This is a genomic window from Mycobacterium helveticum (genome assembly GCF_007714205.1).
Lineage (GTDB): Bacteria > Actinomycetota > Actinomycetes > Mycobacteriales > Mycobacteriaceae > Mycobacterium > Mycobacterium helveticum.
The window spans coordinates 1-26,492 of sequence record NZ_VMQU01000054.1; the positions used below are offsets into that span (position 1 = coordinate 1).

Below are 26,492 nucleotides of genomic sequence, written 5' to 3' on the forward strand. Positions count from 1 at the left end.
CAGCGCCGCGGTATACCCCGCGGGACCCGAACCAATGACGATCACGTCGTGAACAGTGTCGGCGCTCATACGAACCTTTCAGCCAGGGCCCACGTTCCCATTGGAAAACCCAGTGAAAAACGCGAGCCTACTGGGAATCGATTACCGTGCCATTTTCCAACAGTAATGCCCCCAACCGCGGCCCGCCCACAACGACACCGGCATCACGAAGACCAGTTGGCGGTCGCCGTAGACGAAAACTACTGTCCTGCAATCTGTTCCAGAGAACCAGATCAACGTGGCGCACAAACGTCGCGCCGTCAACGTGAAGCCGCACACACAACAGCAGTTTGTGGGCTCACAACGAGGACACCTCTACCAAACTCCCGTTGAGCGGCGCACCATCAATGTCGTGACCCGTAGGTCCAATGTCGTGCCTGCGGGCAACTCTTGCCGACCAACATCATTGTTGAAGTCGAGTTAGCCTGGTTTTAGGCGCGTGCTGCGGGGGTGTGCAGCCCAAACGATCACCTGTGCGGCGCGGTTCAGACCGGTAATCCATGGCCGGCGATGTTCGAGAAGGAGACGATATGACCACAGCCCGTCCCGCCAAGACTCGCGATGAGGGCCAGTGGGCGCTGGGAAGCCGCGAACCCCTCAACGACGCCGAGCAGGTCAAGCACGACGACGGCCCGCTGAACGCGCGCGACCGGGTCATCAACAAGTACGCCACAGAGGGCTTCGAGAGCATCGACAAGTCCGACCTGCGGTTCCGCTTCAAGTGGCTGGGCCTCTACACCCAGCGCGAGCAGGGTTACGACGGCGGCTGGACCGGCGACGAGAACATCGACAAGCTCGAGTCCAAGTACTTCATGATGCGCGTGCGCTCCGACGGCAAGCCGATGTCGGCCAACACGCTGCGCGTGATGGGTCAGATCTCCACCGAGTTCGCCCGCGACACCGCCGACATCGGCGACCGGGAGAACCTGCAGTACCACTGGCTCAAGATCGAAGACGTTCCCGAGATCTGGCGCCGGCTCGAAGCCGTCGGCCTGTCCAGCACCGAGGCCTGCGGTGACTGCCCCCGCGGCATCCACGGCAGCCCGCTGGCCGGCGACTCGCTCGACGAGGTGCTCGACCCCTCGCCCGCCATCGACGAGATCATCCGCCGCTTCCTGGGCAACCCCGACTACGCCAACCTGCCGCGCAAGTTCAAGACCGCCATCTCGGGCCTGCAGGATGTCTCCCACGAGACCCACGACGTGGCGTTCGTCGGTGTCAACCACCCCGAGCACGGCCCCGGCATGGACCTCTGGGTGGGCGGCGGCCTGTCGACCAACCCGATGATGGCCCAGCGGGTCGGCGTGTGGGTCCCGCTGGACGAGGTCCCCGACGTGTGGGAGGCCGTCGTCAAGATCTTCCGCGACTACGGCTACCGGCGCCTGCGCGCCAAGGCCCGGATCAAGTTCCTGGTCAAGGACTGGGGCGTGGAGAAATTCCGCGAGGTCATGGAGACCGAGTACCTCAAGCGCAAGATGATCGACGGCCCGGCACCCGAGCCGGCGAAGCACCCGATCGACCACGTCGGCGTGCAGAAGATCAAGAACGGCAAGAACGCCGTCGGCGTCGCCGCCATCGCCGGGCGCGTCTCGGGCACCATCCTGCAGAAGGTGGCCGACCTCATGGAGCAGGTCGGCTCCGACCGGGCCCGGTTCAGCCCCTTCCAGAAGCTGATCATCCTCGACGTGCCCGACGACAAGGTCGATTTCCTGGTCACCGAACTGGACAAGCTCGGCCTGCCGTCGAAGCCGTCGGGCTGGCGCAAGAACACGATGGCCTGCACCGGCATCGAGTTCTGCAAGCTGTCGTTCGCCGAGACCCGTGTCCGCGCGCAGTCGCTGGTGCCCGAACTCGAAGAGCGGCTGTCCGACGTCAACGACAAGATCGACGTGCCGATCACCGTGCACATCAACGGCTGCCCCAACTCCTGCGCCCGCATCCAGGTCGCCGACATCGGGTTCAAGGGCCAGTGGATCGACAACGGCGACGGCACCTCGGTCGAGGGCTTCCAGGTCCACCTCGGTGGCGGCCTCGGCCTGGAGAGCAACTTCGGGCGCAAACTGCGCCAGCACAAGGTCACCAGCACCGAACTCGGCGACTACGTCGACCGGGTGACCCGCAAGTTCCTCGAGCAGCGTGAGGACGGCGAGCGGTTCGCCAACTGGGCGCTGCGCGCCGAGGAAGCCGACCTGCGATAACCAGCCGACAAACGCCGACCGTTACGACGAAGGAACACAACGAAATGACCGAAGTGGTGAACAACTTCACCGAGGAGCAGTTGCGTGAGCTTGCGGAGCGCGGTGCGGCCGAGCTCGAAGGTGCCGGCGCCGAGGACATGTTGCGCTGGACCGACGAGCACTTCGGTCCCGTCGAGGGTCCCCGTGACTGGGCCACGAGCCGCTACATCGTCGCATCCAACATGCAGGACGCCGTGCTGGTGCACCTGGCCGCCCAGGTGCGTCCCGGCGTGCCGATCCTGTTCCTGGACACGGGTTATCACTTCGCCGAGACGCTCGGCACCCGCGACGCGGTCGAGTCCGTCTACGACGTCCACATCCTCAACGTCACCCCGGAGCACAGCGTGGCCGAGCAGGACGAGCTGCTGGGCAAGGACCTGTTCTCCCGCGACCCCAACGAGTGCTGCCGGCTGCGCAAGGTCGTTCCGCTGCGCAAGGCGCTGAGCGGCTACTCCGCGTGGGTCACCGGGATCCGCCGGGTGGAGGCCCCGACCCGCGCCAACGCCCCGTTCGTCAGCTTCGACGAGGCATTCGGGCTGGTGAAGGTCAACCCGCTGGCCGCCTGGACCGACGAGGACATGCGGAACTACATCGACAAGCACGGTGTGCTGGTCAACCCGCTCGTCGACGAGGGCTACCCCTCGATCGGCTGCGCGCCGTGCACCGCCAAGCCGGTCGACGGCACCGATCCGCGCAGCGGACGCTGGCAGGGCAAGGGCAAGATCGAATGCGGGCTGCATAGCGCGTGAGCACGCTGATCCTCACCGCGCACGGCAGCCGCGATCCACGGTCGGCCGCCAATGCGCACGCCGTGGCCGAGCGGCTGAGGAGCATGCGGCCGGGACTGGACGTGCGGCTGGGTTTCCTGGAGCTCAACGCCCCGAACTTCGCCGACGTGCTGGCCGGCCTGCCGGACGGCCGCCGCGCCGTCGTCAGCCCGTTGTTGCTGGCCAGCGCCTACCACGCGCGGCTGGACATCCCCAAGCAGATCGCGGGGGCCGGCGCGCTGGACGTGCGGCAGGCCGACGTGCTCGGTGAGGACGTCCGGCTGGTGTCGGTTCTGCACGAGCGACTCGCCGAGTCGGGGGTGTCCCCGGACGACGACGAGCTCGGCGTCGTGGCGGTCGCGATCGGCTCGTCGCACGCTGCGGTCAACGCGCGCACCGCGCAGGTGCCGTCCATGCTGGCCGCCGGCACCCGCTGGGCCGGGGCGACGATCGCCTTCGCGACCCGACCCGAGCCGTCGGTCGCCCAGGCGATCCGTCAGGTGCGGCGCCGCGGGGCCCGCCGGGTCGTGATGGCGCCGTGGTTCCTGGCGCCGGGCCGGATCACCGACCGCGTGTCGACCTACGCCCGCGAGAACGGCATCCCGATGGCCGCGCCGCTGGGGGATCACCCGCTGGTCGCCGAGACCCTGCTGGACCGCTACGAGCAGGCGCTGGCCGAGGAATCCGCGGCCTGACGTCCGCTGCGCCGCGTCACTGTTTAGACCCGACCGAGGTGATGTGGCTGAGCAGGTCGCGTATCGCACCCGCGGGCGGGGTGCGCCCGCCCACCCAGATGGCCCGGAACTGGCGCCGCAGGTCCAGTTCGGGAATGTGGACGGCGCGCAGCCGCCCGACCGCCAGGTCGTCGGCCACCGCCAGCTTGCTCATCGCCGCCGGCCCCGCGCCGGCCAGCACCGCCGCGCGCATGGCCGCGGCCGAGGTCAGCTCCAACACGGGCGGCGCCTGCCGCATGTCGTCGCCCAGCGCGTGACACAGCGCCGCGGTCAGCGAGTCGCGAATCCCCGAGTGGGGTTCGCGCGCGACCAACGGTGTCTCCGCGAGCTCCCGAGCGGTGACGGCACCCGGCCGCCGGGCCCACTTGTGGGCCGGCGGCACCACGATCACCAGCTCGTCGTGGCCCACCACGCAGCTGCCCAGCCCCTTGGGCGGGCCCGGGTTCTCGACGAAGCCGAGATCGGCGTCGCCGTCGCGCACCGAGGCGATCGCGTGCTCGCTGTTGGTGGCGGTCAGGATCACCTGCGGCACCGCGCCGCCACGCCGGGCCCCCGCGGCCTGCAGCGACACCAGCCAGTGCGGCATCAGCTGCTCGGAGATCGTCTGGCTGGCCGCCACCCGGATCTTCTCGCGGCCCTCCTTGCGCAGCGAGCTCATGCCCGCGTCGACCTCGCCGGCGACCTCGAGCAGGCGGGTCGCCCATTCGGCGACGATCACACCGGCCGGCGTCAGCTGTGAGCCCCGGGTGGTCCGGACCGCGAGCGTCACCCCGACCTGGGCCTCCATCGACGCCAGCCGCCGCGACACGGCCTGCTGGGTCAACCCGAGCTCGCGGGCGGCGCGGCCCAGGCTGCCCGTTTCGGCGATCGCCAAAAACACCTCGAAAGAGGCCAAATCGGGCATGCGGGGGCTGAGCGACATGGTTGGCACAACGATAGCTTGTGACACCACAACATCGAAACCTCTACTCGCGGCCTGTCGCGGCGACCACCATGGACACTATGACCCGTCCAACCACTGAGGCTCAGACACCGACACTGGACCGGGGACGTCCCTACCACGTCGCGATCGTGGGTTCCGGTCCGTCAGGATTCTTCGCGGCAGCGTCACTGCTGAAGGCCGCCGACAGCTCCGAAGACTTCGATGTCGCCATCGACATGCTGGAAATGCTCCCCACCCCCTGGGGTCTGGTGCGGTCCGGCGTCGCCCCCGACCATCCCAAGATCAAATCCGTCAGCGCGCAGTTCGAGAAGACCGCCGAGGACCCCCGTTTCCGCTTCTTCGGCAACGTGCGGGTGGGCGAGCAGGTGCAGGCCGCCGAGCTCGCCGAGCGCTACGACGCGGTGATCTACGCCGTCGGCGCCCAGTCTGACCGCGCGCTGGGCATCCCCGGCGAAGACCTGCCCGGCAGCGTGGCCGCAACGGACTTCGTCGGCTGGTACAACGCGCACCCGTACTTCGAGGAGATGGCGCCCGACCTGTCGGGGGCCCGCGCCGTCGTGGTGGGCAACGGCAACGTGGCCGTCGACGTGGCCCGCATGCTGGTGACCGAGCCCGACGTGCTCGCCCGCACCGACATCGCCGACCACGCGCTTAAGACCCTGCGGCCCTGCGGCGTCAAGGAAGTGATGCTCGTCGGTCGTCGCGGCCCCCTGGAGGCCGCATTCACGACGGTGGAACTGCGCGAGCTCGGCGAGCTCGAGGGCGTCGACGTGGTGGTCGACCCCGCCGACCTGGAGAACGTCAGCGACGAGGACGCCGCCGCGGCGGGCAAGATCACCAAGAACAACATCAAGATCCTGCGCGAGTACGCCGGCCGCACCGCCAATCCCGACAAGCGGCGAATCGTGTTGCGGTTCTTCACCTCTCCGATCGAGATCAAGGGAACCGACAAGGTCGAAAGCATCGTGCTGGGCCGCAACGAGCTGGTCACCGACGCCAACGGCCGGATGGTGGCCAAGGACACCGGGGAACGCGAGGAGCTGCCCGCACAGCTGGTGGTGCGCTCGGTCGGCTACCGGGGGGTGGCCATCCCGGGGCTGGCCTTCGACGACAGGTCCGGCACGATCCCCCACACCAACGGCCGGATCGACGGCAGCCGCAACGAGTACGTGGCCGGCTGGATCAAACGCGGCCCGTCCGGCGTGATCGGCACGAACAAGAAGTGCTCTCAGGAGACCGTCGACACCCTGCTCGCCGATCTGGAGGCGGCGCGGGAAGCGGGGCAGGCCGAGCACGCGGATGCTTCTCGGGACTACGCCGGCGAGCTCGCCGCGTGGCTGGCCTCGCGTCAGCCCCAGCTGGTCACCGCCGACCACTGGCAGCTGATCGACCGCTTCGAGCGCAAGGCCGGCGAGGCCCACGGTCGCCCCCGCGCCAAGCTGGCCAACCTGACCGAACTACTGCGGATAGCCCACGGCTGACAGCCGTTCCGCTGATGAGGAAGGAACCACTGTGACATACGTGATCGCCGAACCCTGTGTCGACATCAAAGACAAGGCATGCATCGAGGAATGCCCCGTCGACTGCATCTACGAGGGCGCGCGGATGCTCTACATCCACCCCGACGAGTGCGTCGACTGCGGCGCCTGCGAGCCGGTGTGCCCGGTCGAGTCGATCTACTACGAGGACGATCTGCCCGGCGAGTACAACGAGTACGCCCAGATCAACGCCGACTTCTTCGCCGAGCTCGGCTCGCCGGGCGGGGCGTCGAAGGTCGGACTGACCGACAACGACCCCGCCCCGGTCAAGGCACTGGAGAGCCGGGCCGAGGCAACATAACAGGCCTTCTTTTCACAGTTGGCCACGCCGGCCTCTGACAGCGTCGTCAGAGGTCGGCGTTTTGTGCGTGCGCGACGGCCCTGACGAGCCCGCGCCCCGAAAAGCCGCGTGTCCGGCGGGCAATAGCTGTCCAATCCGCGTTCGGCCGAGAACAATGCAAAGCGCCGGGATTTGCTCGCGCGGTGGTCGGCAACCGGTGGTGAGGCGCCGGCGCCTCCGGCGGTGCGCTTCCCGTCCCGTATTCGCTGCACGGCCGGATAAGGAGACATCGATGTCGTTCGTGATCACCCACCCCGAAGCGCTGACCTACGCGGCGGGTAAGCTGCAGACCCTCGGCTCCGCGCTGGCCGACGAGAACACCGCCGCGGCGGTCCCGACCACGAGCCTCGCGCCCGCGGGCGCCGACGAGGTATCCGGTTTGCAGGCAGCGCTTTTCGCGACGTACGGCAACCTGTACCAGTCCGTCAGCGCCCAGGCCACGGCGATCCACGAGCTGTTCGTGAACACCCTGGGAACCAGCGCCGCCTCCTACGCGGTCACCGAGTCCGCCAACTCCGTCGCGACCGCGTCGCCGCTGTCGGCGTTCTCCGGTGCCGTCAACGGGACCAGCGCGCAGGTCATACCCGCGGGGTTGTCGGGTGGTTTCGCCAATATCGTCAACATCGGGGCGGGCAACTACTCCGCCGCCGCGTCGGACCTGCTCAACATGGCGGCCGGCGGGCTGCTTCCCCCGCAGGAGGGTGGCCTGAGCGCCGTCCCCGTTGATGCGGCGGGCCCGGGGCCGGCCCTGACCGCGACGGGCCCGGCGGGCTTCGGCGGGTCGCCGATCGCGGCCGGTCTCGGCCAGGCGGCCACGGTCGGGCGGCTGTCGGTGCCGCCCGGCTGGGCGGCGGGACCGGCCGCCCCGCCGGTCGGTTCCGGCGCCGCGACGTTGGCCGGCTGGACCGCCCCGCCGCCCCACGGCGCGGCGATGACGGCCGTGCCCGCCGGGATGCCGGCGGTCGCCGCGTCCGGCAAGGCCGGCGGCCTGGGCGCCCCTCGCTACGGGGTCAAACCCACCGTGATGGGACGCCCGGCGGGCGTCTGAAAACCCAGGCCACCCAAAGCGAATCGAAAAGGAGTGCAGCACAATGGATTTCGGATCGCTACCCCCGGAAGTCAACTCCGCGCGCATGTACGCCGGTGCGGGCGCCGCACCCATGATGGCCGCCGCGTCGGCGTGGAACACCCTGGCCGCGGAGTTGAGCACGACCGCGGCCGGCTACGAGTCGGTGATGGCCGAGCTCACCGGTGATCAATGGACGGGTCCGGCGTCGGCTTCGGCGACCGCCTCCGTCCAGCCGTACGTGGCGTGGCTGAACACCACCGCCGCGCACGCCCAGCACGCGGCCGCGCAGGCCACGGCGTCGGCGGCCGCCTTCGAGACGGCCTTCGCGATGATCGTTCCGCCGCCGCAGATCGCGGCCAACCGGGCCCAGCTGGCTGCGCTCGTCGCGACGAACCTGCTGGGGCTCAACACGGCGGCGATCATGGCGACGGAGGCTCAGTACGCCGAGATGTGGGCCCAGGACGCCGCCGCCATGTACGGCTACGCCGCCTCGTCGGCGCGGGCGGCGTTTCTGAACCCGCTGACCTCCCCGTCGGCGATCGCCAACCCGGCCGCCCAGGCCGGGCTGGCGCAGCTGATCTCGACCGCACCCCACACGGTGGCCGCGCTCGCCACACCCGCGCAGGCCGGCCCGATCGACAGCTTCCTGAGCATCCCGTTGGTGGCCAACGCGATCGACGGCGGCGTCGACACCTCGGCGTGGTTCACCATGAACGCCATTCCCACCGCGGTGTCACTGGGCCACACCCTCAACGCCTCGTCGGGTGCCGCCGCGGCGGCCGGCGCCGAGGCCGCGGCGGGCGGCCTGGGCGGGCCGGCTCTGGTGGGCGCCGCACAGCCGGCCGCGGCGACGGGCATGGCCGGCCCGCCGATGCTGGCGGGGCTCGGGCAGGCGTCCACGGTGGGCCCACTGTCGGTGCCGGCCAGTTGGTCGGCGGCGGCCCCGCCCGCCGGGCCCGCGGCGGCGGCGCTGGACGGGTCGGGCTGGGCCGTCGCACCCGACGACGAGGCCACGGCGGTCCCGGCCGGCATGCCGGCCATGGCCACCGCCGGGAAGTCGCCGGGCTTCAGCGGCCCGCGGTACGGGGTCAAGCCCACCGTGATGCCCAAGTCCGTGCTGGTGTGAGGCCAGGAAAACGACGGGACCCGGGGCCGGGGTCGCAGGCCGCCTCGTATGGTGTCGGCATGCGCGAAGCTCGAGTCGTCCACGTCCTCAGGCAAATCGGGTCGTTGGTGGTGACGGCGATGACCGCCGTTTCCACCCTCAACGCCTACCGGCCGCTGGCGCGCCGCGGATACCTGTCGCTGTTCTCGTTCATGTTGGGGCTGGTCGTTACCGAACTGCCGCTGCAGACGCTGGTCAGTCAGCTCGGGGGGCTCGCCGCGACCACCCGCCGTCTGGCCCGGCCGGTGCGCGCGTCCGCCTGGCTGGTGGCAGGCATCTCGGCGGTGGGCCTGCTGAACTTCAGCCGCGCCGGCCACAGGGCGAATGTCCCGCTGACGGCGGCGCTGGACAGCGGGCTGGGACCCGACCGGGTGACCGAATCGGGCAACCTGTGGCGCCGGCCGGCCGGCAGCGGCACCGCCAAGGCGCCGGGAGTGCTGCGCATGATGCGCATCTACCGCGACTATGCCCACGACTCCAACATCAGCTACGGCGAATACGGCGGCGCCAACCACCTCGACATCTGGCGGCGCCCGGACCTCGACCCGGCCGGCAGGGCGCCGGTGCTCTTCCAGATCCCCGGCGGGGCGTGGACGACGGGAAACAAACGCGGGCAAGCCCACCCGCTGATGAGCCACCTGGCCGAACTCGGCTGGATCTGCGTGGCGATCAACTACCGGCACAGCCCGCGCAACACCTGGCCCGCCCACATCGTCGACGTCAAGCGCGCGCTCGCGTGGGTCAAGGCGCACATCGCCGAATACGGCGGCGACCCGGACTTCGTCGCCATCACCGGCGGCTCGGCCGGCGGGCACCTCGCCGCGCTGGCGGCGCTGACACCCAACGACCCGCAGTTTCAGCCGGGGTTCGAAGCCGCCGACACCCGGGTGCAGGCCGCGGTGCCGTTCTACGGCGTCTACGACTTCACGCGTTTCAACGACGCGATGCACCCCATGATGCCGGGGCTCCTCGTGAAATCGGTGCTCAAGCAACGACCCTCGACGCACCTGGAGATCTACCGCACGGCGTCACCGGTCAACCACGTGTCCACCGACGCTCCCCCCTTCTTCGTCCTGCACGGCCGCAACGACTCGCTCGTTCCCGTCGAGCAGGCGCGCGCCTTCGTCGGCGCCCTGCGGCCGGTCAGCCGACAGCCGGTGGTGTACGCCGAACTGCCCTACACCCAGCACGCCTTCGACATCTTCGGCTCGGCCCGCGCGGCGCACACGGCGGTCGCCGTCGAGCAGTTCCTCGCCGAGGTCTACGCCACGCGGCGCCAGGTCTCCGCCGCGTAGGGGTCGCTACCCGCCACCGCGCCGGCCCCTAATGCACCGTCACGATCGCGGTGTACGTGCACGCCGGTTTGCTGTCCTTGCCCACAAAGCTCGCGTAGTAGGTGGTGACCGTCGTGGTGCCGGGTTTCAGCGCGTCGAACGTCCACACCTCGGTGCCCGGCGCCCCCATCCGGTCGGTGGTCGGTTGCACATACCGGTGGCTGGATTGCCGGACGATCGAGGAATCGCCGATCCGTGCGTCCGCCTGCCACCGGTACGGGGTCGAGTAGTTCGAGCCCAGCTTCACCGTGAGCGTGTTGCCGACGCCGAGCGTGACGTTCGCGGTGATGTTGTCCTTGTGCAGCACGTCGTCCATCGAGACCTGCAGGGTTTTGTCAGACGGAGGGGTCCTGGACTGAAACGAGCAGCCCACAGCCGCCCACGAGATGAGCACGACCGTCACCATCAGCCTGATCTTCGCCAGCAGCACCTGTACCCCCATGTCCCTTGCAGCCTAATATCGCCGCCCTGGCGTCCGACCGCAGCCGGGTGCCGAGGGGCCACGGGCCCCGCGCCACCCCGCACGGTGCCAGGTAAGCATTTCCGGCAGGATGGACCGGGTGTTTGGGCTCGTCGTGATCGTTGCGCTGGTATCCGCGGTCATCGTGGGCACGGTCCTGGGCCATCGCTACCGCGTCGGGCCGCCGGTGCTGCTCATCCTGCTCGGGGGTTTGCTGGGCCTGATCCCCCGGTTCGGTGACGTGCGGATCGACGGCGAAATCGTGCTGCTGCTGTTCCTGCCGGCGATCCTGTACTGGGAGAGCTTGAACACCAGCTTCCGCGAGATCCGCAAGAACGCGCGCATCATCGTGTTCCTCAGCGTCGCCCTGGTGATCGCCACCGCGGTGGCCGTGTCGTGGACGGCACGGGCGCTGGGCATGGAGTCACACGCTGCCGCCGTCCTCGGGGCGGTGCTGTCCCCCACCGACGCCGCCGCCGTGGCGGGCCTGGGCAAGCGGCAACTGCCGCGCCGATCGCTGACCGTGCTGCGCGCCGAGAGCATCGTCAACGACGGCACCGCGCTCGTGCTGTTCGCCCTGACCGTGCACGTCGCGATCGGTGGGGCCGCCGTCGGCCCACTCGACCTGGTCGTCCGGTTCGTCGGGTCCTACGTCGGCGGCATCGTGTCCGGGATCGTGGTCGGCGGGCTGGTCACCAAGGTGCGCCGCCGCCTCGACGCGCCGCTGGAGGAGGGGGCGCTGAGCCTGCTGACCCCGTTCGCGGCGTTTCTGCTGGCCCAGTCGCTGCACTGCAGCGGTGTGGTCGCGGTCGGGGTGTCCGCCCTGATGCTCACCTACTACGGGCCGGTGGTGATCCGGGCGCGGTCGCGGCTGCAGTCGTACGCCTTCTGGGACATCGCGACCTTCCTGATCAACGGCTCGCTGTGGGTGTTCGTGGGGGTCCAGATCCCGGGCGCGCTGCGCGGCATCGCCGGCGTCGAGGGCGGGCTCCGGCACGCCGTCTACATCGCTCTGGCGATCACCGGCGTCGTCATCGGGTCCCGGATCTTCTGGGGCGAGAGCACCACCCTGGTCATCCGCCTGCTCGATCGCCGCGCGCTGCAACGCGGCCGCCGCGTCGGCTGGCGGATGCGCTTCGTCACCGCGTGGGCGGGGTTCCGCGGCGCGGTGTCGCTGGCCGCGGCACTGGCCGTGCCGATGACCACCCTGAGCGGCGCCCCGTTCCCGGACCGCAACATGCTCGTCTTCGTCGTGATCGTCGTGATCCTGGTCACCGTCATCGTGCAGGGCAGCACGCTGCCCGCCGTGGTCCGCTGGGCCCGGATGCCCGAGGACGTCTCCCTCGAGAAGGAGCTGCAGCTGGCCCGCAGCCGCGGCACCAAAGCCGCGTTGACGGCGTTGCCGCTGGTCGCCGGTGAGCTCGGCGTCGACGAGGAGCTGCTGGCCCGGATCCGCAAGGAGTACGAGGAACGCGCCGCGCTGGTCTCGGCCAACGACGGCTCGGGGGCCGCCGAGCTGGTCGAACGCAACGACCTGGTCCGGCGGGTGCGCCTCGGGGTGCTCGAACACAAACGCCGCGAGATCACCGCGCTGCGCAACCAGAACCTCATCGACGACATCGTGCTGCGCGAGTTGCAGGAGGAGATGGATTTCGAGGAGGTGCAACTCCTGGACGCCACCGACGGCGCCTGAGCGGCCACCGGGCGGTCACACTGGCTACATGGTGTTCAACAAGCCCGTCAAACCCGTGCGCAGCGCTGACAAGATCGTCGAGGTGCTCTCGGCCCAGGGCGTCGAGTACGTCTTCGGCGTGCCCGGCGCGAAGATCGACGCCGTCTATGACGCCCTGGTCGACTGCGGCCCGCAGCTGGTGGTGTGCCGCCACGAACAGAACGCGGCGTTCATGGCCGGGGCGGTCGGCCGGCTCACCGGCGTGCCCGGCGTCGTCCTGGTGACATCCGGTCCCGGCACGGCCAACCTGGCCACCGGGCTGCTCACCGCCAACACCGAGCAGGACCCGGTGGTCGCGCTGTGTGGGGCCGTGCGCCGCAGGGACCGGCTCAAGCGCACGCATCAATCCATGGACGCCGCGGCGTTGCTCAAAACGGTCACCAAGTTCACCGGCGAGATCAACGACCCCGACAACGCCGCCGAGGCCACCGTCGCGGCGTTCCGCGCCGCGCTCGGCGAGCCGCGCGGCGCGGCCGCGATCGTGCTGCCCGCCGACGTGCTGGCCGCCCCGACCACCGCGGGCATCACCGCCCGCCTACCGATCCCGCCGCTGGCGACGGCCCCGGCGTTCGCCGTCGACAGGGCGTGCGAGCTCGTTCGGGCCGCACGCCGGCCCGCGCTGCTCGTCGGCAGCCGCGGCGCCGATCCGGACAGCTGCCTGGCGCTGCGCGCCCTGGTCGCCACGACGGGACTGCCCGTGGTGGAGACCTTCCAGGCCGCCGGAGTGGTGTCGCGCGCCCTCGAGGACTACTTCCTGGGCCGGGTGGGCCTGTTCCGCAACCAGCCCGGCGATGTGGTCCTGGCCCGCGCCGACGTGTTGGTCGCCGTCGGGTACGACACCGTCGAATACGACCCCGTGTTGTGGAACAGCGACGTCGGGCGCACCGTCGTGCACATCGACTCGGTACCCGCCGACATCGACAACAACTATCAGCCCGCCTGCGAGCTGCTCGGCAACGTCGCGGCCACCCTGGAGTCGCTGACCGACAAGCTGGCCGGCCTCACGCTGTCCGATGCCTACCGGGCCGAGATCGCCGGGCAGCGAAAAGCGCTGGCGGACATCGACGCCGCCGCGCGCGAGCGCGCCCCCGACGGCCCGGGACTCGACCCGGCCGCGGTCGTGCTGCGGCTGCGCGAGGAACTCGGCTACGACGACGAGGCCACCATCGCCTGCGACATCGGCTCGGTCTACATCTACATGGCCCGCCACTTCCGGGTCTACGAGCCCAGGCGGCTGCTGTTCTCCAACGGCCAACAAACCCTGGGCGTCGCCCTGCCGTGGGCGATGGCCGCCTGCCTGGTGCGGCCCGGCACGCCGGTCGTCTCCGTCTCCGGCGACGGCGGATTCCTGTTCTCCGCGCAGGAACTCGAGACCGCCACGCGGCTGGGCCTGACGTTCACCCATATCGTGCTGCGCGACAACGCCTACGACATGGTGGGCTTCCAGGAGGCCCTGAAATACGGACGCACGTCGGGGGTTGCGCTCGGCGACTACGACATCGTCTCGTACGCGGCCGCCTTCGGCGCCCGCGGCCACCGGGTGGAAACCCTCGAGGAGTTCGGTGCCACCGTGCGCCGGGCGCTGGCCGAGCCGGGCGTCTCGCTGATCGACGTTCCCGTGGACTACAGCCGCAACCCCGAGCTGGCCGCGGTCCTGCACGAGGACCCCTTCGAGTAGCCACGATGGACGCTTCCGGTGCATACGAGCGCTTCCGCCATTGGGCTGCAACGCTTCTCGCCCACCAGCAGGCCGGCTCCGAGGTCTACCAGTTCTCGACGATCGGCGCGCTGCTGGACGGCGTCTACGACGGCGACATCACGGTCGCCGAAATCCTGCGGCACGGCGACTTCGGGCTGGGCACCTTCAACCACCTCGACGGCGAGATGGTCGTCCTGGACGGCGTCTGCTACCGGGTGCGCGCCGACGGAACCGCCACCCGGGCCGACCCGACCGATCGCACCCCGTTCGCGGCGGTCACCCGATTCCACGCCGACTTCGAGTTCGACATCGCCGAACCCACCGGCAGGGCGGCGGTGGCCGATGCCATCGACCGCCGGATCGCCAGCGCCAACCTGATTTACGCGATCCGCATCACCGGCCGGTTTCGTGAGCTGCACACCCGCACGGTGCTGGCGCAGCAGGAGCCCTATCCTCCGCTGACGCAGGCGACCGAGGGGCAAGCCGAGACGGTGTTCACCGACGCGACCGGCACGTTGGTCGGTTTCCGCACCCCCGAGTTCGAGCAGGGAATCTCGGTCGCCGGTTACCACCTGCACTTCCTCGACGCCGAGCGCACCGGCGGTGGCCACGTCCTCGACTTCGACCTCGAGCACGGACGGGTCGCGGTCAGCGGCGCCGCGGAACTGCACCTGAGCCTGCCCACGTCCGGCGCCTTCCTCGACGCGCGGCTTTCCGGCGCCGACATCGCCGAACGGATCGACCAAGCCGAAGGCCCCGGGGCCGATCGGCCACCCGAGCCGTGACGCACCAGACACCCGACGCGGAATTCACGGACTGTTCAGGCCATCGTCGGTTCGGCATCGTTGACTGCACACGCGTACCGCGTGTCCTCACGATATGCGTGTTGTCCAGGTCGCCAACTTCTACGGCCCTCGGTCCGGTGGCCTGCGCACCGCGGTGGACCGGCTGGGCGCGGAGTATTGCGCGAACGGGCACGAGGTCTTCCTGATCGTCCCGGGCTCGTCCGCCGAGCGGACCCTGCTGCCGACGGGCGTGATACGAATAACTCTGCCCGCCAGGCTGATTCCGCTGACCGGTGGCTACCGCGCGGTGCTGCCGGGCCCCGTCAAGGCCTTGCTGGAGGCCCTGGAACCCGACGCGCTGGAGGTGTCCGACCGGCTCACGCTGCGGCCCCTGGGCCGCTGGGGCCGCGTCCACGGCGCCAGGACGGTGATGATCTCCCACGAGCGCCTGGATCGCCTTGTGGGCCAGATACTTCCGCGCCGCCCCGCCCAGAAGTTCGCGGACTTCGCCAACAGGCGCACCGCGGCAGACTACGACACCGTGGTGTGCACGACGGGCTTCGCGCGCGAGGAGTTCGACCGTATCGGCGCGTCCAACACCGTCACCGTCCCGCTGGGAGTGGACCTGCAGACGTTCCATCCGCGCCGCCACTCGCACCTGGTGCGCCGGCGCTGGGCCGCGCCGCAGCAGATCCTGCTGGTCCACTGCGGCCGGCTGTCGGTGGAGAAGCGGGTCGACCGCAGCATCGACGCGCTCGGCACCTTGCACCACGCCGGCGTCGACGCCCGGCTGTTGGTCGTGGGCGAGGGGCCGTTGCGGGCCCGGCTCGAGCGGCAGGCCGCCCGGCTGCCGATCGACTTCACCGGCTTCGTCAACGACCGGCACACCGTCGCCGGGCTGCTGGCGTCGGCCGACGTCACGCTGGCGCCCGGCCCGCACGAGACCTTCGGCCTGGCCGCGCTGGAATCGCTGGCGTGCGGCACCCCGGCCGTGGTGTCGCGCACGTCGGCACTGACCGAGATCGTCACCCCCGACAGCGGTGCCCTGGCCGACAACGACCCCCGGGCCATCGCCCACGCGGTCGGCGTCATCGTCCGTCGGCCCGAATTCCACCGCCGCAGCTCCGCGCGGCGCCGCGCGGAGGACTTCACCTGGCAGCGGGCCGCGGCCGGCATGCTGGCATCGCTGGACACCCGCGGCGGGGCCGGCCGGGACCGCGACTCGGAACGCACCGCCTAGGGTGCCCGGCGCCGGTCATTGCCGCCGTTTGGTTAAACCGCTTCCGCCCCAACGACTATGGCCCCCAGATGAGGAGATCCTCCATGCCGTTGTTCATCGTGACGGTGTTCGGCGCCGGGCCCGTGACGTCGAAGTGGATCTTGCCGGCCGATTGTGCGCCTTCGGGGATCGTGGCCCCGCTGATGTTGGTGGGGCTCGCGACGAACCACAGCACCCGGTAGGCGGCCTCGTTGGGGGCGACGGCGTTGAACTGCGATATGGCCGGGGTGACGCTGCCCTGGATCGCCCGGACGGTGACCGTGGCCTCCCACAGCTTGCCGGCCGGGATGTATCCCGGCGTCTCGTCGGTGCTGGGCTGCAGGTCGCCGACCTTGTAGGCCAGCACCACCTGGCCGACGGTGTCGGTCATCGTCAGCTCGCTGCCGAGCTTGCCGACGATCGGATAAGCCGCCGCGACGGTGGGCGCAACGACGATTCCGGCCGTCGCCAGGACCGTGGCCGCCACCGCCGTCACTATCAGCGAGATGACCTTCACTGGTGTCCTCCCAACTCGTGCGAACAACCGAAATGGTCGGCGGGCAGCCGACTCCGGGAGCCTGATTCTGTCCGCCGGGTGGTCGTGCCGGTAGAGCCGTTCGGCCCGACAACCGTGGGACCTAAGTCGGTCCGTGGTTTCGGGGCGGCGCGGCGACCAGCGCCGCGACCTGGGCGCGCGAGAGTGTGGCCACGCTTCCGTCGGGCAGCCCCAGGATGCGGTCCGCGGCCAGCCCGTGCAGCCGGAACCGGGTTGTCAGGGCGTCGATCGCCCGCTCCCGCGCGGGCTCGTCGCAGGCCTGCAGCACGGCCAGCACCTTCGAGTTCGTCCGTGCGGCAAGGCCATAGATCAGGTCGGCGGCCCCCTCGGGATCGAAGGTGTCGAAGACGCCCACCGCGACCCCGTCGGCGACCAGTCGCGTCAGCAGCGGCAGGAACAGCGCTTCGTCGGCGGCCAGGATGCGTGCGTACAGGTGGGCGTTGTCCGGGCGCAGCAGCGACGCCATCGCGGCCAGTTGCTCCGGTGCCCCCATGCGCATCTTGACGTCGAAACCGGCCCGTAGCACGGAGTTGAGCCGGGCCAGCGCGTCGCCCGCGCACCCCGCGGCGGCCTCGACCGCGGCGAAAGCCGCCCGCGCGCTGCGTTCGGCCAGCGCCGCGATCAGCGCATCCTTCGACGGGAACCAGTGGTAGAACGCCCCTTTGGAGACCCCGGCGTCGGCGATCAGACCGTTGAGGCTGACGTTGTCGTATCCGCGCCGCAGGAACAGCCCCGCCGCCCGGTCGAGCAGCTCGGCCCGGCGGATGTCGGGGTGCTTAACGACCCGCGGCACGCGCGCGATCCTCGGGCCTCCAGCCGACGTAGGTCAGATACAGGCCGGCCGCCCCCAGGCCGAGGAACAACGCCCAAATGAACGCGGTCGCCCCGGCGCCGTAGAGGGCGTTGCCGGCGGCGTCGTAGGCGCCGGGAACGGTCAGCAGCAGCACCCCGCGTATCGCCAGGAACCAGCCCAGCGTCGAGACGATGATCGCCGCGGGGCCGCGCCAGTACTGGTGGAACGCGATGACCACCAGACCGAACAACACCAGGATCGCGCCGAACAGCCACGGCCACATCGGGTTTGCCTGAAACTCGGTGAACAGCGTGCGCATGTCCGAGCCGCGCACCGCGACCGTGGTCGGCACCAGGGTGAACCAGGGCCCCAGCACGCGGGCGAACATGCGGGTGCGGATCCGCGACTGCTCCGGTGTGCTCACTGCTCTCCCTCCAGGATCGCCGTCGATGCTAACCGACCAATGGTCGGTATGCCAGACCACTGGTCTACTCGGCGCGCCGCTAGGCTCTGTCCGAGGCAACGAGGAGGTGACCGCGTGGAGGCACGCGACCGGGTGCTGATCGCCGTCACCGAACTCGCCGCCCTCATCGCGGCCGGCGAACCGCTGACCGTCCTGGACGTGCGGTGGCGACTCGACGAGCCCGACGGCCGGGCGGCCTACGGGCGGGGTCACCTGCCGGGCGCGGTGTATGTGTCCCTCGAAGAGGAACTCAGCGACCACGCCGTCACCGGCCGCGGCCGACACCCCCTGCCATCGGGCCGCGACCTGGAAGCGGCCGCGCGCCGGTGGGGCGTCCGGCACGATGACGCGGTCGTGGTGTACGACGACTGGAATCGAGCGGGCTCCGCGCGGGCGTGGTGGGTGCTGACGGCGGCCGGGCTCGCCGACGTCCGCATCCTCGACGGCGGGCTCGCCGCATGGCGGTCGGCCGGACACCCCCTCGACGGCGGCCACGTCGCCCCGCGTGCCGGGAATGTGACTGTGCCACATGATGATCTGCATTCCGGTCGCCAACCCACGTTGACCGCCGAGCAGTCCGGCTTGGGGGGCGTGACCCTGCTGGACGCGCGGGCGCCGGAACGTTTCCGCGGCGACGTCGAACCGCTCGACCCGGTCGCCGGTCACATCCCGGGCGCAAAGAACCTGCCCAGCGGCGACGTCCTGTCGGCCGACGGCACGTTCCTCGGCGACGAGGCGCTGCGCCGACTGTTGTCCGACCGCGGCATCGACGGCGAGGTGGGCGTCTATTGCGGTTCGGGCATCACCGCCACGATCACGATCGCGGCGCTCGCCGCGACGGGCCGCCGGGCCGCGCTGTATCCGGGGTCGTGGTCGGAGTGGAGTTCGGATCCGACCCGCGCCGTCAGCCACGGTCCCGAATAGGCCTCCCCGCCAATAGGATCAGCCTGATGCTCGAGGTGATCGACAAGGGGCCCCGCCGCGAATCGCGGCGGGCGCCGGTGCTGTTCGTGCACGGTGCCTGGCACGGCGCCTGGTGCTGGGACGAGCATTTCCTGGACTTCTTCGCGCAGCGGGGTTACCGGTCGCTGGCCGTGAGCCTGCGCGGCCACGGAAAAAGCCACGCGCCCAAGCCCATGCAGTTCTGTTCGATCGCCGACTTCGTGGATGACATCGACTCGGTGGCCAAAACGCTGCCCCGGCCACCGGTGGTCGTGGGGCACTCCATGGGCGGGTTCGTCGTGCAGAAGTATCTGGAGTCCCACGCGGCGCCGGCCGCCGCGCTGCTCGCCTCGGTACCGCCGCGCGGGATCGCCGGCTTCCTGCTGCGCAGGTTCCGGCGCCACCCGTGGCTCACCGCGGGCAGCCTGGCCATCACCAAGTCGTTGCGCAGCGTCGGGGGGACGCCCGGCCTGGCCCGCGAAACCTTCTTCTCGGCGTGCACCGCCGAGGCCGACGTGGCGCGCTACACCGCCCGGCTCGACGAGGAATACGTCGGTAAGCACATCGTGGACATGCTGTGGCTGAACCTGCCCCGGCCTCAACTCGTCTCGACCCCGGTGTTGGTGCTGGGCGCCGCGGACGACGTGTGTTTCACGCCGGCCGAAGCCCGTGCGACCGCGGCCGCCTACGGCACCCGAGCGGAGATCTTCCCCCGGATGGGCCATGACATGATGCTCGAGCCGGCCTGGGCCGGCGTGGCCGAACGCATCCACGCATGGCTGGAGGCCGTGCCGCACGGACCGGAAGGAAAGCCCGATGACAGGCCGGCTTGACGGCAAGGTCGCGATCGTCACCGGCGCGAGCACCGGCCTGGGCCCGGTGCTGGGCACGCTGTTCGTCCGCGAGGGCGCCCGGGTGCTGCTGGCGGCGCGCCGCGAGGACCTGATCCGCGCCGCCGCGCAGGAGGCCGGTCCCGGCGCGATCGCCATGCGCGCCGACGTGACCGACGAGCGCGACGTCGCGGCCATGGTGTCGCGGGCGGTCGAGGAGTTCGGGCACGTCGACATCCTGTGCAACAACGCCGCCGCGCCCGGGCAGGACCGCTGGATCTGGGAGCAGACTCTGGAGAACTGGAACGCCACGATCGCCATCGACGTCACCGCGGCGATGCTGTGCACCCGCGAAGTGCTCAACCAGTCGATGCTGCAACGCCGCAGCGGCGTGATCCTGAACTTCTCCTCCACCGCCGGCTACACCGGCGTCGTGCGCAAGAGCCACTACGTCACCGCCAAGGCGTCGCTGCGGGCGTTCACCAAATCGGTCGCGCTCGAGGTCGGCTCGTATGGCATCCGCTGCAGCTGCATCGTGCCCGGCTCCATCGACACCGAGCTGTGGCGCAACTGGGTGCGGCGCAGCGCCGACGAGCAGGGCGTCGACTTCGCGACGCAGCGCGCGAGAATCCTCAAAAGCGTTGCGCTGCATGATATCTCCTCGGCCAAGGACGTCGCCAACCTGGCGTTGTTCCTGGCCGGCGACGAGAGCAGAACCATAACGGGCCAATCGATCCCCGTCGATGCCGGAGGGTACCTGCAGGGATGAGCACCGAACCCGTGCGGCTGTCGGTGGCCACACCGGTGGTGACCATGCTCCCCCGGATCAGCGGTGACTGGGAAAGCGACGCCTCCATCGACGACCTGGCCCGCATCGCCGAAGCCGCGGACCGCCTCGGCTACCACCACCTCACCTGCAGCGAGCACATTGCCCTGCCCGCCGCCGAAAAGGGCCGCCGCGGCACCCGGTACTGGGACCCGCTGGCCACGTTCGGATACCTCGCCGCACACACGCGGCGAATCCGGTTGGCCACCAACGTGTTGGTCCTCGGATACCACCATCCCCTGGAGATCGCCAAGCGCTACGGGACGCTGGACAAAATCAGCAACGGCAGGCTCATCCTCGGCGTGGGCGTCGGCAGCCTGCAAGCGGAGTTCGACCTCCTCGGCGCGCCCTTCGCCGACCGCGGGGCCCGCGCCGACGACGCGCTGCGCGCGTTGCGGGCCGCACTGTCGACCACCGAACCCGCCTACCACGGCGAGTTCTACGCGTTCGACGGTGTGGTCGTGGACCCGTGCGCGGTGCAGGAGCGGGTACCGATCTGGATCGGTGGGCGCACGCTGCGCTCGCTGCGCCGGGCGGTCACCCTGGCCGACGGCTGGGCGCCGTTCAACGTGAGCCTGCACCAGGCCCGAGACTGGCTGCGCCGCTTCGAGTTACCCCCGGGGTTCGAGGTCGTGCTGCCCCCGCCGGCGCTGCTGGACCCGATCGGCGGGCCCGAACGCACCCGCGCGCTGCTCGGGGAGACCGCCGCGCACGGCGCCACCATCGTCAGCGCCGTGTTCGCCCATCGCTCGCTGGCGCACTACCTGGACGCCCTGCAGGCGCTGGCCGAGCTGGGTGCGCCGTGAACCGGGTCAAGGCAGGGTTTTTCAGCTTCACCGCCGCCGCGCCGCCCGACGACGACGGCAGCTACCTGCGCTGGCACCTGCTCGACCACATGCCCGAGCAATACCAGCTTCCCGGGATCGTGCACGGGTTGCGCTGGATCGCCGACGGCGACTACCCGGGCCACCGGCTGGCGGCGCGCGGGGCGCTGAGCGAGCTGGGCAACGTCGTGCACTACCTGGTCGGCGACCCCGTCGAGCAGACCTTCGACGACTTCGTCGCGCTGGGCCGCGCGCTGCGGGAGAACGGCCGTTTTCCCGTGGTCCGGCCGTCACTGCAGCTGGCCGGGCTGCGGCTCCTGCAATGGCATGCCGCCCCGCACGCGCTCGTCTCCGACGTGGTCGTGCCTTTCCGGCCGCACCGCGGCGTCGTGCTGATCGTCGAAGAACCCACCGGCGGCCGGCCCGACGCGTGGCTGCAATGGCTGCACACCGAACACCATCCGGCGCTGCTCGCCACGCCCGGCACCGTCGGCGCCTGGACGTTCGGGACCGGCACCGGCTGGAGCCACCTGCCACGGGGCTGGCACCCGGGACCCCAGTACGTCACCGTCGTCTACCTCGACCGCGACCCCCTGGCCACCACCGACGCCCTGGCCCCGCTCGTCGAACAGCGCTGGCGATCCTCGGCCGTGCGGCCCGTCTTCGCCGGGCCGCTGCGAACCATGATCGGGTGGGAAGCCTGGCCGTGAGTCTGCGGGCGCCCCGGCGGGGCCTTATAGTCCTCCTGGCAGTCGAGCAGAGGAAGACAGATGCGGCGGAGGGTTCCCGCGGTTGCCGGGATCGGCGTGGCCGTGGTGGCGACGAGCCTCGCCGCCTGCAGCAGCGGCGGCGACCGCCACGCCGCCGGCCCCGGTCCCAGTCCCGCTCCGGTGAGCACCACCACCGTGATGATCGGCGGGACCACGCACTCGATGATGGCGCCGGTGGACTGCACCACCACGGCGGCGCAACGCGGCGCGACGCCCCCGGAGTCGGGCGATCTCACCACACGCATCGCCGTTCACGATGATTCGTCCTCGGTGCGGCTGACCCTGTCCGACGAAAAGCCGCCGAGCGTCGACGCCTTCGCCATCTCACTGAAGGCGGACGACGGCCGCTACCAGTTGCCGTATCAGGCGCCGCAGTCACCGATCCAGGTCCAGGCGACCAAGGACGGCACGAGCTACACGGTGACGGGCACGGGTCAGGCGACGACACCGGATCAAAGCGGCACGCGCCAGGTGACATTCGGCATCCACGTGACCTGCCCGCAGGCGTGGGGGCACGGGTAGTTGTCCAACCACCGTCGCCTCTGAGATGCTGGCACCTTGGACATCTTCGCGCAGTGGCAGAAGGACAGCACGCAGCTTCGTTGGCGCTCGACCACGGCGGCCAACAACGGAACCGAGGTGTCGGTGTTCAGCCGCCGGTGCGGAACGCCCGGTGCGCCCGCGCTGGTGCTGGTGCACGGCTTCCCGACGTCGAGCATCGACTACTACGCCCTGTCACAAGAGCTGAGTGCGGAGTTCGACATCCACGTCCTGGACTTCCCGGGCTACGGGCTGTCCGACAAACCACCCGAGCCCTACGTGTACTCGCTGTACGACGACGCACGCCTGCTCGTCGACGCGATCACCCGGGTGTGGGGGCTGACCGAGTACCGCATGCTCGCCCACGACCGCGGCAGCAGCGTCGCCATGATCGCCGTCGGCATGCTGGCGGACCAGGACCCGCCGGCGCCGCCCGTCGACCTGTTCCTCACCAACGCCAACATCTACCTCCCGCTTTCCAACCTCACCTCGTTCCAGACCGCGCTGCTCGACCCCGAGACCGCGCGCGACACCGCAGCCGCGGTCACCCCGGAGATGCTGGCGACGGGCATGGGGGCAGGCACCTTCATGCCCCGGCGCACCCTGGAGGACCCCGAGATCGCCGCATTGGCCAAGTGTTTCGCCCACAACGACGGGGTTCGGGTACTGCCCGACACCATCAAGTACCTGCACGAGCGCACCGCCGACGAAACCGGTTGGCTGGAAGCGCTTTCCACCAGCCCCGTCAACACCACGCTGGCGTGGGGGCTGCACGACAGCATCGCGCCCCTGCGCGTGCCCAACCACGTCTGGCAGGCGTATCTGAAGAACAAGCCGGGCCGCAACCGCTACTGGGTGGTTCCCCACGCCGATCACTACCTGCAGTGCGACGCGCCCGGGCAACTGGCCCAGATCGTCCGGCTCACCGCCCAGGGCGTGGACCTGCCGCTGCAGACGCTCGGCGATGAGCCCGACGGCGCGGTGCTGATCGACAAGACCACCGTCTAACCGGTGACGACGGGCAGGCGCGCCCACCCGCGCACGCTGGCGGTATGTGCGCGCTGCGCGTTGGCGTAGTCGACGTCCCAGTCCGGCCAGCGTTTGAGCACCTCTTCCAGGGCCACCCGGGCCTCCATCCGGGCCAGCGCCGAGCCGAGGCAGAAATGCAGGCCCTGACCGAAGCTGAGGTGGCCGCCCCGGCGGTGGATGTCGAAGCGGTCCGGGTCGGGGAACTGCCGCTCGTCCCGGTTGGCGGAACCGTTGAGCAGCAACATGAACGAACCCTCCGGCACGACGCGACCGTGGTGCTCGGCGTCGCGGGCGACGTAGCGGGCCTGCACCGGCGAGGGCGGCTCGTAGCGCAGCGTCTCCTCCACCGCCCCGGGGATCAGCGTCGGGTCGGCGACGAGCTCGCGACGCTGCTCCGGGTGCTCTGCGAGCAGCTGCCCCGCGAATCCGATGAGCCGGGCGGTGGTCTCGTTGCCGGCACCGGCGATCATGGCGGTGTAGGACAGCACCTCGGTGCGCGACAGCGGGCGCCGCGTGCCGTCGGGCTCGTCGATCTCGGCCCGCAGCAGTTCGGTCATCAGATCATCGGAGGGGTGATCGGACCGCCAGTCGATGTACTCGGCGAACATGACGATCATGTCCTCGAACACACTCGGATTGACCTCGTCGAGCCTGCGGCCCCCGGCCGCCTCGATCAGGGTCCCGTTGCGATCGCGGATGTTCGCCTGGTCCTTTTCGGGAATGCCGAGCAGATATCCGATGGTCCGCATCGGCAACATCGCCCCGAGATCGGCGACGAAGTCGAAGCCGCCCGCGCCGATCAACGGGTCCAGCTCGCGCACACAGAACCCGCGCACCAAAGACTCCACGGCCAGCATCCTGCGGGGGGTGAACACCCGCGACAGCAGGCGCCGGTGCAAATCGTGCAGCGGGGGATCCTCGAACAGCAGGATGCCCGGCGGCACTTCGATGTTGGCGAACAGGATGTCGGCGGTGGTGCCGCGCCCGGAGCGGTAGGTTTCCCAGTTGGGCAGCTCGCGGGCCACGTCCTCGTAGCGGCTGAGCGCGTAGAAGCCGTATCTCTCGTTGTAGTACAACGGAGCCTCGTCGCGCATGCGCTGCCACACGGGGTACGGGTCGTCGTCGATGCCGGAGTCGAACGGGTCGTAGTACAACCCGACCGCGCTGGTTTCTGTCATCGCATCCCTTCGCTGACTCACTCGTGCCGGTGCAGGAAGCCGTGCAGGGTGGCCTGCACGAGTTCGTCGACGATCACCGCTCTGGGCGGCGGCTCGGTTCCGAAGTAGGTCGAACGCAAGGCGGCCATGCCGGCGATCATCGCCACCGTCGAATGGGCCGGCAGGTCCGGATGCTCCGAGCGCATCCCGCGCATGTTCATGCCCTCGGCGCTGATCCGGCTGAGCAGCGTGAGCGCCCGCCTGACCTCGGCCAGGCCCGCGTCGGCCTTTTCCTCCTCGCTGAGCGCCCCGGACGCCATCAGCGTCAGCAGCAGGCCCTGGTGTTCGACGAACACGTCGTAGAGCCGGCCGACGAAGAGCCCGGCCAGCTCCTCCTCGTCGGTCTCCTCGGGGACGATCGACTGCCACGTCCGGCCGAATTCGTCGACGAAGGCGGTGAAGGGCAGGACCAGGGCCTCACGGAACAGCGCCGCCTTGGAGCCGAAGTGGCGGAACAGCAGGTGCTCGGTGACGCCGGCGGCCTGGGCGATTTCCCGCGTCGTGGTGCCGCGATAGTCCTGGCGGGCGAACAGGTTTCGGGCGGCGTCGAGCAGCAGCCCGCGCGGTGCGCCGCGGGGCCGACGGGTCGCGGGAGCGCGCTCCCCGGAAGCCCGCTGGGCCATGGTGATTCCTCCTCGGAGCGCACGCGCCGGTTGACGACCGTTAAGATAGCATGCACTATTCTAAGCCATCGGCTCGGAGGCGAAAGGGGTGCGGGCGTGGGCGCCGTCATCATGCTGGGCACGCTGTTCGGGCTGATCGCCCTGATCTTCGGGCTGGTGCTGCGCTTCGACCCGGAAGCGCGGAAGCGGTGAGCGCGCAGATGACGCCGGTGATGCAGGCGGCCAGCGACTTCGCGCTCGTCGGGGGCATCGCGTTCACCGCGCTCGGGGTGTACCTCAGCGTTCGCCGGCGCGGCCTGCACCCACTGCTGCTGCTGTGCATCTCGGCGCTGTCGTTCTCCTGGATCGAGGCGCCCTACGACTGGGCGATGTACGCGCAGTTCCCGCCGGCCATCCCCCGCATGCCGTCGTGGTGGCCGCTGAACGTGACGTGGGGCGGGTTGCCGTTGTTCGTTCCCGTGGGCTACATCTCCTACTTCGTGCTGCCCGCAGTGACGGGCACGGCGCTGGGTCGATGGCTGAGCGCTCGGTTCGGATGGCGCAGGCCGCCAACGCTGTTGGTGGTGGGCCTGGTTGTCGGGTTCTGCTGGGCGCTGTTCTTCAACGGGTTCCTCGGCGCGAAACTCGGCGTGTTCTACTACGGCCGCGTGATTCCCGGACTGGCCATCCGCGAGGGGACGGTGCATCAGTACCCGCTCTACGACGCCCTGGCAATGGCCATTCAGATGATGGTGTTCACCTACCTGCTGGGGCGCACCGATGCCCGGGGGCGCAACGTCATCGAGATGTGGGCCGCGAGGCGCTCGACGAGCCGGCTCGGCTCGGCGGTCCTGTCCGTCGTCGCCGTCGTGGTCATCGGAAACGTCCTCTACGGCGCGGTTTTCGCGCCGCACCTGGTGACCAAGCTGGGCGGTTGGGTGACCGCGGGCCCGACGGGCCAGCTGTTCCCGGGCGTGCCCAACCAACCCACATGAGCCCC

Annotated in this window: 28 protein-coding genes; 20 read left to right on the forward strand and 8 right to left on the reverse strand. The window is 70.1% G+C overall.

Annotated elements, in window-relative coordinates; genetic code table 11:
• Positions 1-69 (reverse strand): hypothetical protein (locus FPZ47_RS30660; RefSeq protein ID WP_425461794.1); only part of this gene is annotated, 69 nt, incomplete at its 3' end.
• Positions 70-569: 500 nt separating this feature from the next.
• Here FPZ47_RS30660 and FPZ47_RS14010 point away from each other — a divergent pair.
• Genes FPZ47_RS14010 through FPZ47_RS14020 form a run of 3 tightly spaced genes read left to right on the forward strand, consistent with a single transcriptional unit; the run spans position 570 to position 3,738 of the window.
• Complete coding sequence (locus FPZ47_RS14010; RefSeq protein WP_144952136.1) at positions 570-2,237, forward strand: nitrite/sulfite reductase; 1,668 nt, start codon at positions 570-572, stop codon at positions 2,235-2,237.
• Positions 2,238-2,281: 44 nt separating this feature from the next.
• A complete protein-coding gene (locus tag FPZ47_RS14015; RefSeq protein WP_144952134.1) occupies positions 2,282-3,025 on the forward strand; it encodes a phosphoadenylyl-sulfate reductase in 744 nt (247 codons plus the stop codon).
• Positions 3,022-3,738: a sirohydrochlorin chelatase gene (locus FPZ47_RS14020; RefSeq protein WP_144952132.1), complete on the forward strand. Its 717-nt coding sequence runs from the start codon at positions 3,022-3,024 to the stop codon at positions 3,736-3,738. The genes FPZ47_RS14015 and FPZ47_RS14020 overlap by 4 nt, the downstream gene beginning before the upstream one ends.
• Positions 3,739-3,754: 16 nt before the next feature.
• Here the strand turns inward: FPZ47_RS14020 and FPZ47_RS14025 are convergent, their stop codons facing one another.
• Complete coding sequence (locus FPZ47_RS14025) at positions 3,755-4,699, reverse strand: LysR family transcriptional regulator (RefSeq protein ID WP_144952130.1); 945 nt, start codon at positions 4,697-4,699, stop codon at positions 3,755-3,757.
• An 80-nt stretch (positions 4,700-4,779) separates the two neighbouring features.
• Between FPZ47_RS14025 and FPZ47_RS14030 the strand changes: the two genes are divergently transcribed.
• The 5 genes from FPZ47_RS14030 to FPZ47_RS14050 all read left to right on the forward strand — a co-directional run bounded on the left by FPZ47_RS14030 (position 4,780) and on the right by FPZ47_RS14050 (position 10,127).
• On the forward strand, positions 4,780-6,201 hold the full coding sequence (locus FPZ47_RS14030; RefSeq protein ID WP_144952128.1) for an FAD-dependent oxidoreductase: 1,422 nt from the start codon (positions 4,780-4,782) through the stop codon (positions 6,199-6,201).
• A gap of 31 nt (positions 6,202-6,232) precedes the next feature.
• Positions 6,233-6,559 (forward strand): ferredoxin, encoded by a 327-nt coding sequence (fdxA, locus tag FPZ47_RS14035; RefSeq protein WP_144952126.1) that lies wholly within the window; start codon positions 6,233-6,235, stop codon positions 6,557-6,559.
• Between the two features lie 271 nt (positions 6,560-6,830).
• A complete protein-coding gene (locus FPZ47_RS14040) occupies positions 6,831-7,646 on the forward strand; it encodes a PPE family protein, SVP subgroup (protein WP_144952124.1) in 816 nt (271 codons plus the stop codon).
• Between the two features lie 43 nt (positions 7,647-7,689).
• A complete protein-coding gene (locus tag FPZ47_RS14045; RefSeq protein WP_144952122.1) occupies positions 7,690-8,793 on the forward strand; it encodes a PPE family protein in 1,104 nt (367 codons plus the stop codon).
• A gap of 59 nt (positions 8,794-8,852) precedes the next feature.
• The gene (locus FPZ47_RS14050; protein WP_144952121.1) at positions 8,853-10,127 is read left to right on the forward strand and encodes an alpha/beta hydrolase; all 1,275 of its coding nucleotides are present in this window, start codon (positions 8,853-8,855) and stop codon (positions 10,125-10,127) included.
• A gap of 28 nt (positions 10,128-10,155) precedes the next feature.
• On the opposite strand, the gene FPZ47_RS14055 is transcribed toward FPZ47_RS14050, so the two are convergent.
• Positions 10,156-10,608 carry a protease inhibitor I42 family protein gene (locus tag FPZ47_RS14055; RefSeq protein WP_144952120.1) on the reverse strand — a complete coding sequence of 151 codons (453 nt, stop codon included), beginning with the start codon at positions 10,606-10,608 and terminating at the stop codon, positions 10,156-10,158.
• Between the two features lie 118 nt (positions 10,609-10,726).
• On the opposite strand from FPZ47_RS14055, the gene FPZ47_RS14060 reads away from it, so the two are divergent.
• From FPZ47_RS14060 to FPZ47_RS14075, 4 genes are all read left to right on the forward strand, one after another.
• On the forward strand, positions 10,727-12,319 hold the full coding sequence (locus FPZ47_RS14060) for a Na+/H+ antiporter (RefSeq protein ID WP_210419905.1): 1,593 nt from the start codon (positions 10,727-10,729) through the stop codon (positions 12,317-12,319).
• 28 nt (positions 12,320-12,347) lie between these two features.
• Positions 12,348-14,036: an acetolactate synthase AlsS gene (gene alsS / locus FPZ47_RS14065; RefSeq protein WP_144952118.1), complete on the forward strand. Its 1,689-nt coding sequence runs from the start codon at positions 12,348-12,350 to the stop codon at positions 14,034-14,036.
• 5 nt (positions 14,037-14,041) lie between these two features.
• Complete coding sequence (gene budA, locus FPZ47_RS14070; RefSeq protein WP_144952117.1) at positions 14,042-14,842, forward strand: acetolactate decarboxylase; 801 nt, start codon at positions 14,042-14,044, stop codon at positions 14,840-14,842.
• Between the two features lie 94 nt (positions 14,843-14,936).
• Positions 14,937-16,082, forward strand: coding sequence for a glycosyltransferase (locus FPZ47_RS14075; protein WP_144952116.1), 1,146 nt, complete (start codon positions 14,937-14,939; stop codon positions 16,080-16,082).
• Between the two features lie 55 nt (positions 16,083-16,137).
• Here the strand turns inward: FPZ47_RS14075 and FPZ47_RS14080 are convergent, their stop codons facing one another.
• The 3 genes from FPZ47_RS14080 to FPZ47_RS14090 all read right to left on the reverse strand — a co-directional run bounded on the left by FPZ47_RS14080 (position 16,138) and on the right by FPZ47_RS14090 (position 17,837).
• Positions 16,138-16,617 carry an MPT63 family protein gene (locus tag FPZ47_RS14080; protein WP_144952115.1) on the reverse strand — a complete coding sequence of 160 codons (480 nt, stop codon included), beginning with the start codon at positions 16,615-16,617 and terminating at the stop codon, positions 16,138-16,140.
• Positions 16,618-16,738: 121 nt separating this feature from the next.
• A complete protein-coding gene (locus tag FPZ47_RS14085) occupies positions 16,739-17,449 on the reverse strand; it encodes a TetR/AcrR family transcriptional regulator (RefSeq protein ID WP_144952114.1) in 711 nt (236 codons plus the stop codon).
• Positions 17,433-17,837, reverse strand: a complete 405-nt coding sequence (locus FPZ47_RS14090; protein WP_425461793.1) for a hypothetical protein — start codon at positions 17,835-17,837, stop codon at positions 17,433-17,435. Before FPZ47_RS14090 ends, FPZ47_RS14085 begins: the two co-directional genes overlap by 17 nt.
• Before the next feature lie 150 nt (positions 17,838-17,987).
• On the opposite strand from FPZ47_RS14090, the gene FPZ47_RS14095 reads away from it, so the two are divergent.
• The 7 genes from FPZ47_RS14095 to FPZ47_RS14125 are packed head-to-tail and all read left to right on the forward strand — an operon-like array spanning position 17,988 to position 23,652.
• Positions 17,988-18,836 (forward strand): sulfurtransferase, encoded by an 849-nt coding sequence (locus FPZ47_RS14095; RefSeq protein ID WP_144952111.1) that lies wholly within the window; start codon positions 17,988-17,990, stop codon positions 18,834-18,836.
• A gap of 26 nt (positions 18,837-18,862) precedes the next feature.
• Positions 18,863-19,687, forward strand: a complete 825-nt coding sequence (locus FPZ47_RS14100; protein WP_144952109.1) for an alpha/beta hydrolase — start codon at positions 18,863-18,865, stop codon at positions 19,685-19,687.
• Positions 19,671-20,453, forward strand: coding sequence for an SDR family NAD(P)-dependent oxidoreductase (locus tag FPZ47_RS14105; protein WP_144952107.1), 783 nt, complete (start codon positions 19,671-19,673; stop codon positions 20,451-20,453). The genes FPZ47_RS14100 and FPZ47_RS14105 overlap by 17 nt, the downstream gene beginning before the upstream one ends.
• Complete coding sequence (locus tag FPZ47_RS14110; protein ID WP_144952105.1) at positions 20,450-21,316, forward strand: TIGR03619 family F420-dependent LLM class oxidoreductase; 867 nt, start codon at positions 20,450-20,452, stop codon at positions 21,314-21,316. The genes FPZ47_RS14105 and FPZ47_RS14110 overlap by 4 nt, the downstream gene beginning before the upstream one ends.
• Positions 21,313-22,044: a hypothetical protein gene (locus FPZ47_RS14115; protein ID WP_144952103.1), complete on the forward strand. Its 732-nt coding sequence runs from the start codon at positions 21,313-21,315 to the stop codon at positions 22,042-22,044. The genes FPZ47_RS14110 and FPZ47_RS14115 overlap by 4 nt, the downstream gene beginning before the upstream one ends.
• Before the next feature lie 60 nt (positions 22,045-22,104).
• Positions 22,105-22,626: a lipoprotein LpqH gene (locus tag FPZ47_RS14120; protein ID WP_144952101.1), complete on the forward strand. Its 522-nt coding sequence runs from the start codon at positions 22,105-22,107 to the stop codon at positions 22,624-22,626.
• Between the two features lie 36 nt (positions 22,627-22,662).
• Complete coding sequence (locus FPZ47_RS14125) at positions 22,663-23,652, forward strand: alpha/beta fold hydrolase (protein WP_144952099.1); 990 nt, start codon at positions 22,663-22,665, stop codon at positions 23,650-23,652.
• Here the strand turns inward: FPZ47_RS14125 and FPZ47_RS14130 are convergent.
• Positions 23,649-24,851: a cytochrome P450 gene (locus tag FPZ47_RS14130; RefSeq protein ID WP_144952097.1), complete on the reverse strand. Its 1,203-nt coding sequence runs from the start codon at positions 24,849-24,851 to the stop codon at positions 23,649-23,651. The two genes, FPZ47_RS14125 and FPZ47_RS14130, sit on opposite strands and share 4 nt — an antisense overlap.
• Positions 24,852-24,868: 17 nt before the next feature.
• Positions 24,869-25,513 (reverse strand): TetR/AcrR family transcriptional regulator, encoded by a 645-nt coding sequence (locus FPZ47_RS14135; RefSeq protein WP_144952095.1) that lies wholly within the window; start codon positions 25,511-25,513, stop codon positions 24,869-24,871.
• Positions 25,514-25,701: 188 nt separating this feature from the next.
• Here FPZ47_RS14135 and FPZ47_RS14140 point away from each other — a divergent pair, with 188 nt between their 5' ends.
• Positions 25,702-26,487: a spirocyclase AveC family protein gene (locus FPZ47_RS14140; RefSeq protein WP_144952093.1), complete on the forward strand. Its 786-nt coding sequence runs from the start codon at positions 25,702-25,704 to the stop codon at positions 26,485-26,487.
• Positions 26,488-26,492 lie beyond the last annotated feature (5 nt).

What these genes read in the sequence shown, in the direction of transcription:
- FPZ47_RS14010 (WP_144952136.1), top strand. Translation starts at nt 570, where the DNA reads ATGACCACAGCCCGTCCCGCCAAGACTCGCGATGAGGGCCAGTGGGCG.
- FPZ47_RS14015 (WP_144952134.1), top strand. Translation starts at nt 2,282, where the DNA reads ATGACCGAAGTGGTGAACAACTTCACCGAGGAGCAGTTGCGTGAGCTT.
- FPZ47_RS14025 (WP_144952130.1), bottom strand. Translation starts at nt 4,699, where the DNA reads ATGTCGCTCAGCCCCCGCATGCCCGATTTGGCCTCTTTCGAGGTGTTT.
- FPZ47_RS14030 (WP_144952128.1), top strand. Translation starts at nt 4,780, where the DNA reads ATGACCCGTCCAACCACTGAGGCTCAGACACCGACACTGGACCGGGGA.
- FPZ47_RS14040 (WP_144952124.1), top strand. Translation starts at nt 6,831, where the DNA reads ATGTCGTTCGTGATCACCCACCCCGAAGCGCTGACCTACGCGGCGGGT.
- FPZ47_RS14045 (WP_144952122.1), top strand. Translation starts at nt 7,690, where the DNA reads ATGGATTTCGGATCGCTACCCCCGGAAGTCAACTCCGCGCGCATGTAC.
- FPZ47_RS14050 (WP_144952121.1), top strand. Translation starts at nt 8,853, where the DNA reads ATGCGCGAAGCTCGAGTCGTCCACGTCCTCAGGCAAATCGGGTCGTTG.
- FPZ47_RS14055 (WP_144952120.1), bottom strand. Translation starts at nt 10,608, where the DNA reads ATGGGGGTACAGGTGCTGCTGGCGAAGATCAGGCTGATGGTGACGGTC.
- alsS (WP_144952118.1), top strand. Translation starts at nt 12,348, where the DNA reads ATGGTGTTCAACAAGCCCGTCAAACCCGTGCGCAGCGCTGACAAGATC.
- budA (WP_144952117.1), top strand. Translation starts at nt 14,042, where the DNA reads ATGGACGCTTCCGGTGCATACGAGCGCTTCCGCCATTGGGCTGCAACG.
- FPZ47_RS14075 (WP_144952116.1), top strand. Translation starts at nt 14,937, where the DNA reads ATGCGTGTTGTCCAGGTCGCCAACTTCTACGGCCCTCGGTCCGGTGGC.
- FPZ47_RS14090 (WP_425461793.1), bottom strand. Translation starts at nt 17,837, where the DNA reads ATGTTCGCCCGCGTGCTGGGGCCCTGGTTCACCCTGGTGCCGACCACG.
- FPZ47_RS14100 (WP_144952109.1), top strand. Translation starts at nt 18,863, where the DNA reads ATGCTCGAGGTGATCGACAAGGGGCCCCGCCGCGAATCGCGGCGGGCG.
- FPZ47_RS14105 (WP_144952107.1), top strand. Translation starts at nt 19,671, where the DNA reads ATGACAGGCCGGCTTGACGGCAAGGTCGCGATCGTCACCGGCGCGAGC.
- FPZ47_RS14110 (WP_144952105.1), top strand. Translation starts at nt 20,450, where the DNA reads ATGAGCACCGAACCCGTGCGGCTGTCGGTGGCCACACCGGTGGTGACC.
- FPZ47_RS14120 (WP_144952101.1), top strand. Translation starts at nt 22,105, where the DNA reads ATGCGGCGGAGGGTTCCCGCGGTTGCCGGGATCGGCGTGGCCGTGGTG.
- FPZ47_RS14130 (WP_144952097.1), bottom strand. Translation starts at nt 24,851, where the DNA reads ATGACAGAAACCAGCGCGGTCGGGTTGTACTACGACCCGTTCGACTCC.
- FPZ47_RS14135 (WP_144952095.1), bottom strand. Translation starts at nt 25,513, where the DNA reads ATGGCCCAGCGGGCTTCCGGGGAGCGCGCTCCCGCGACCCGTCGGCCC.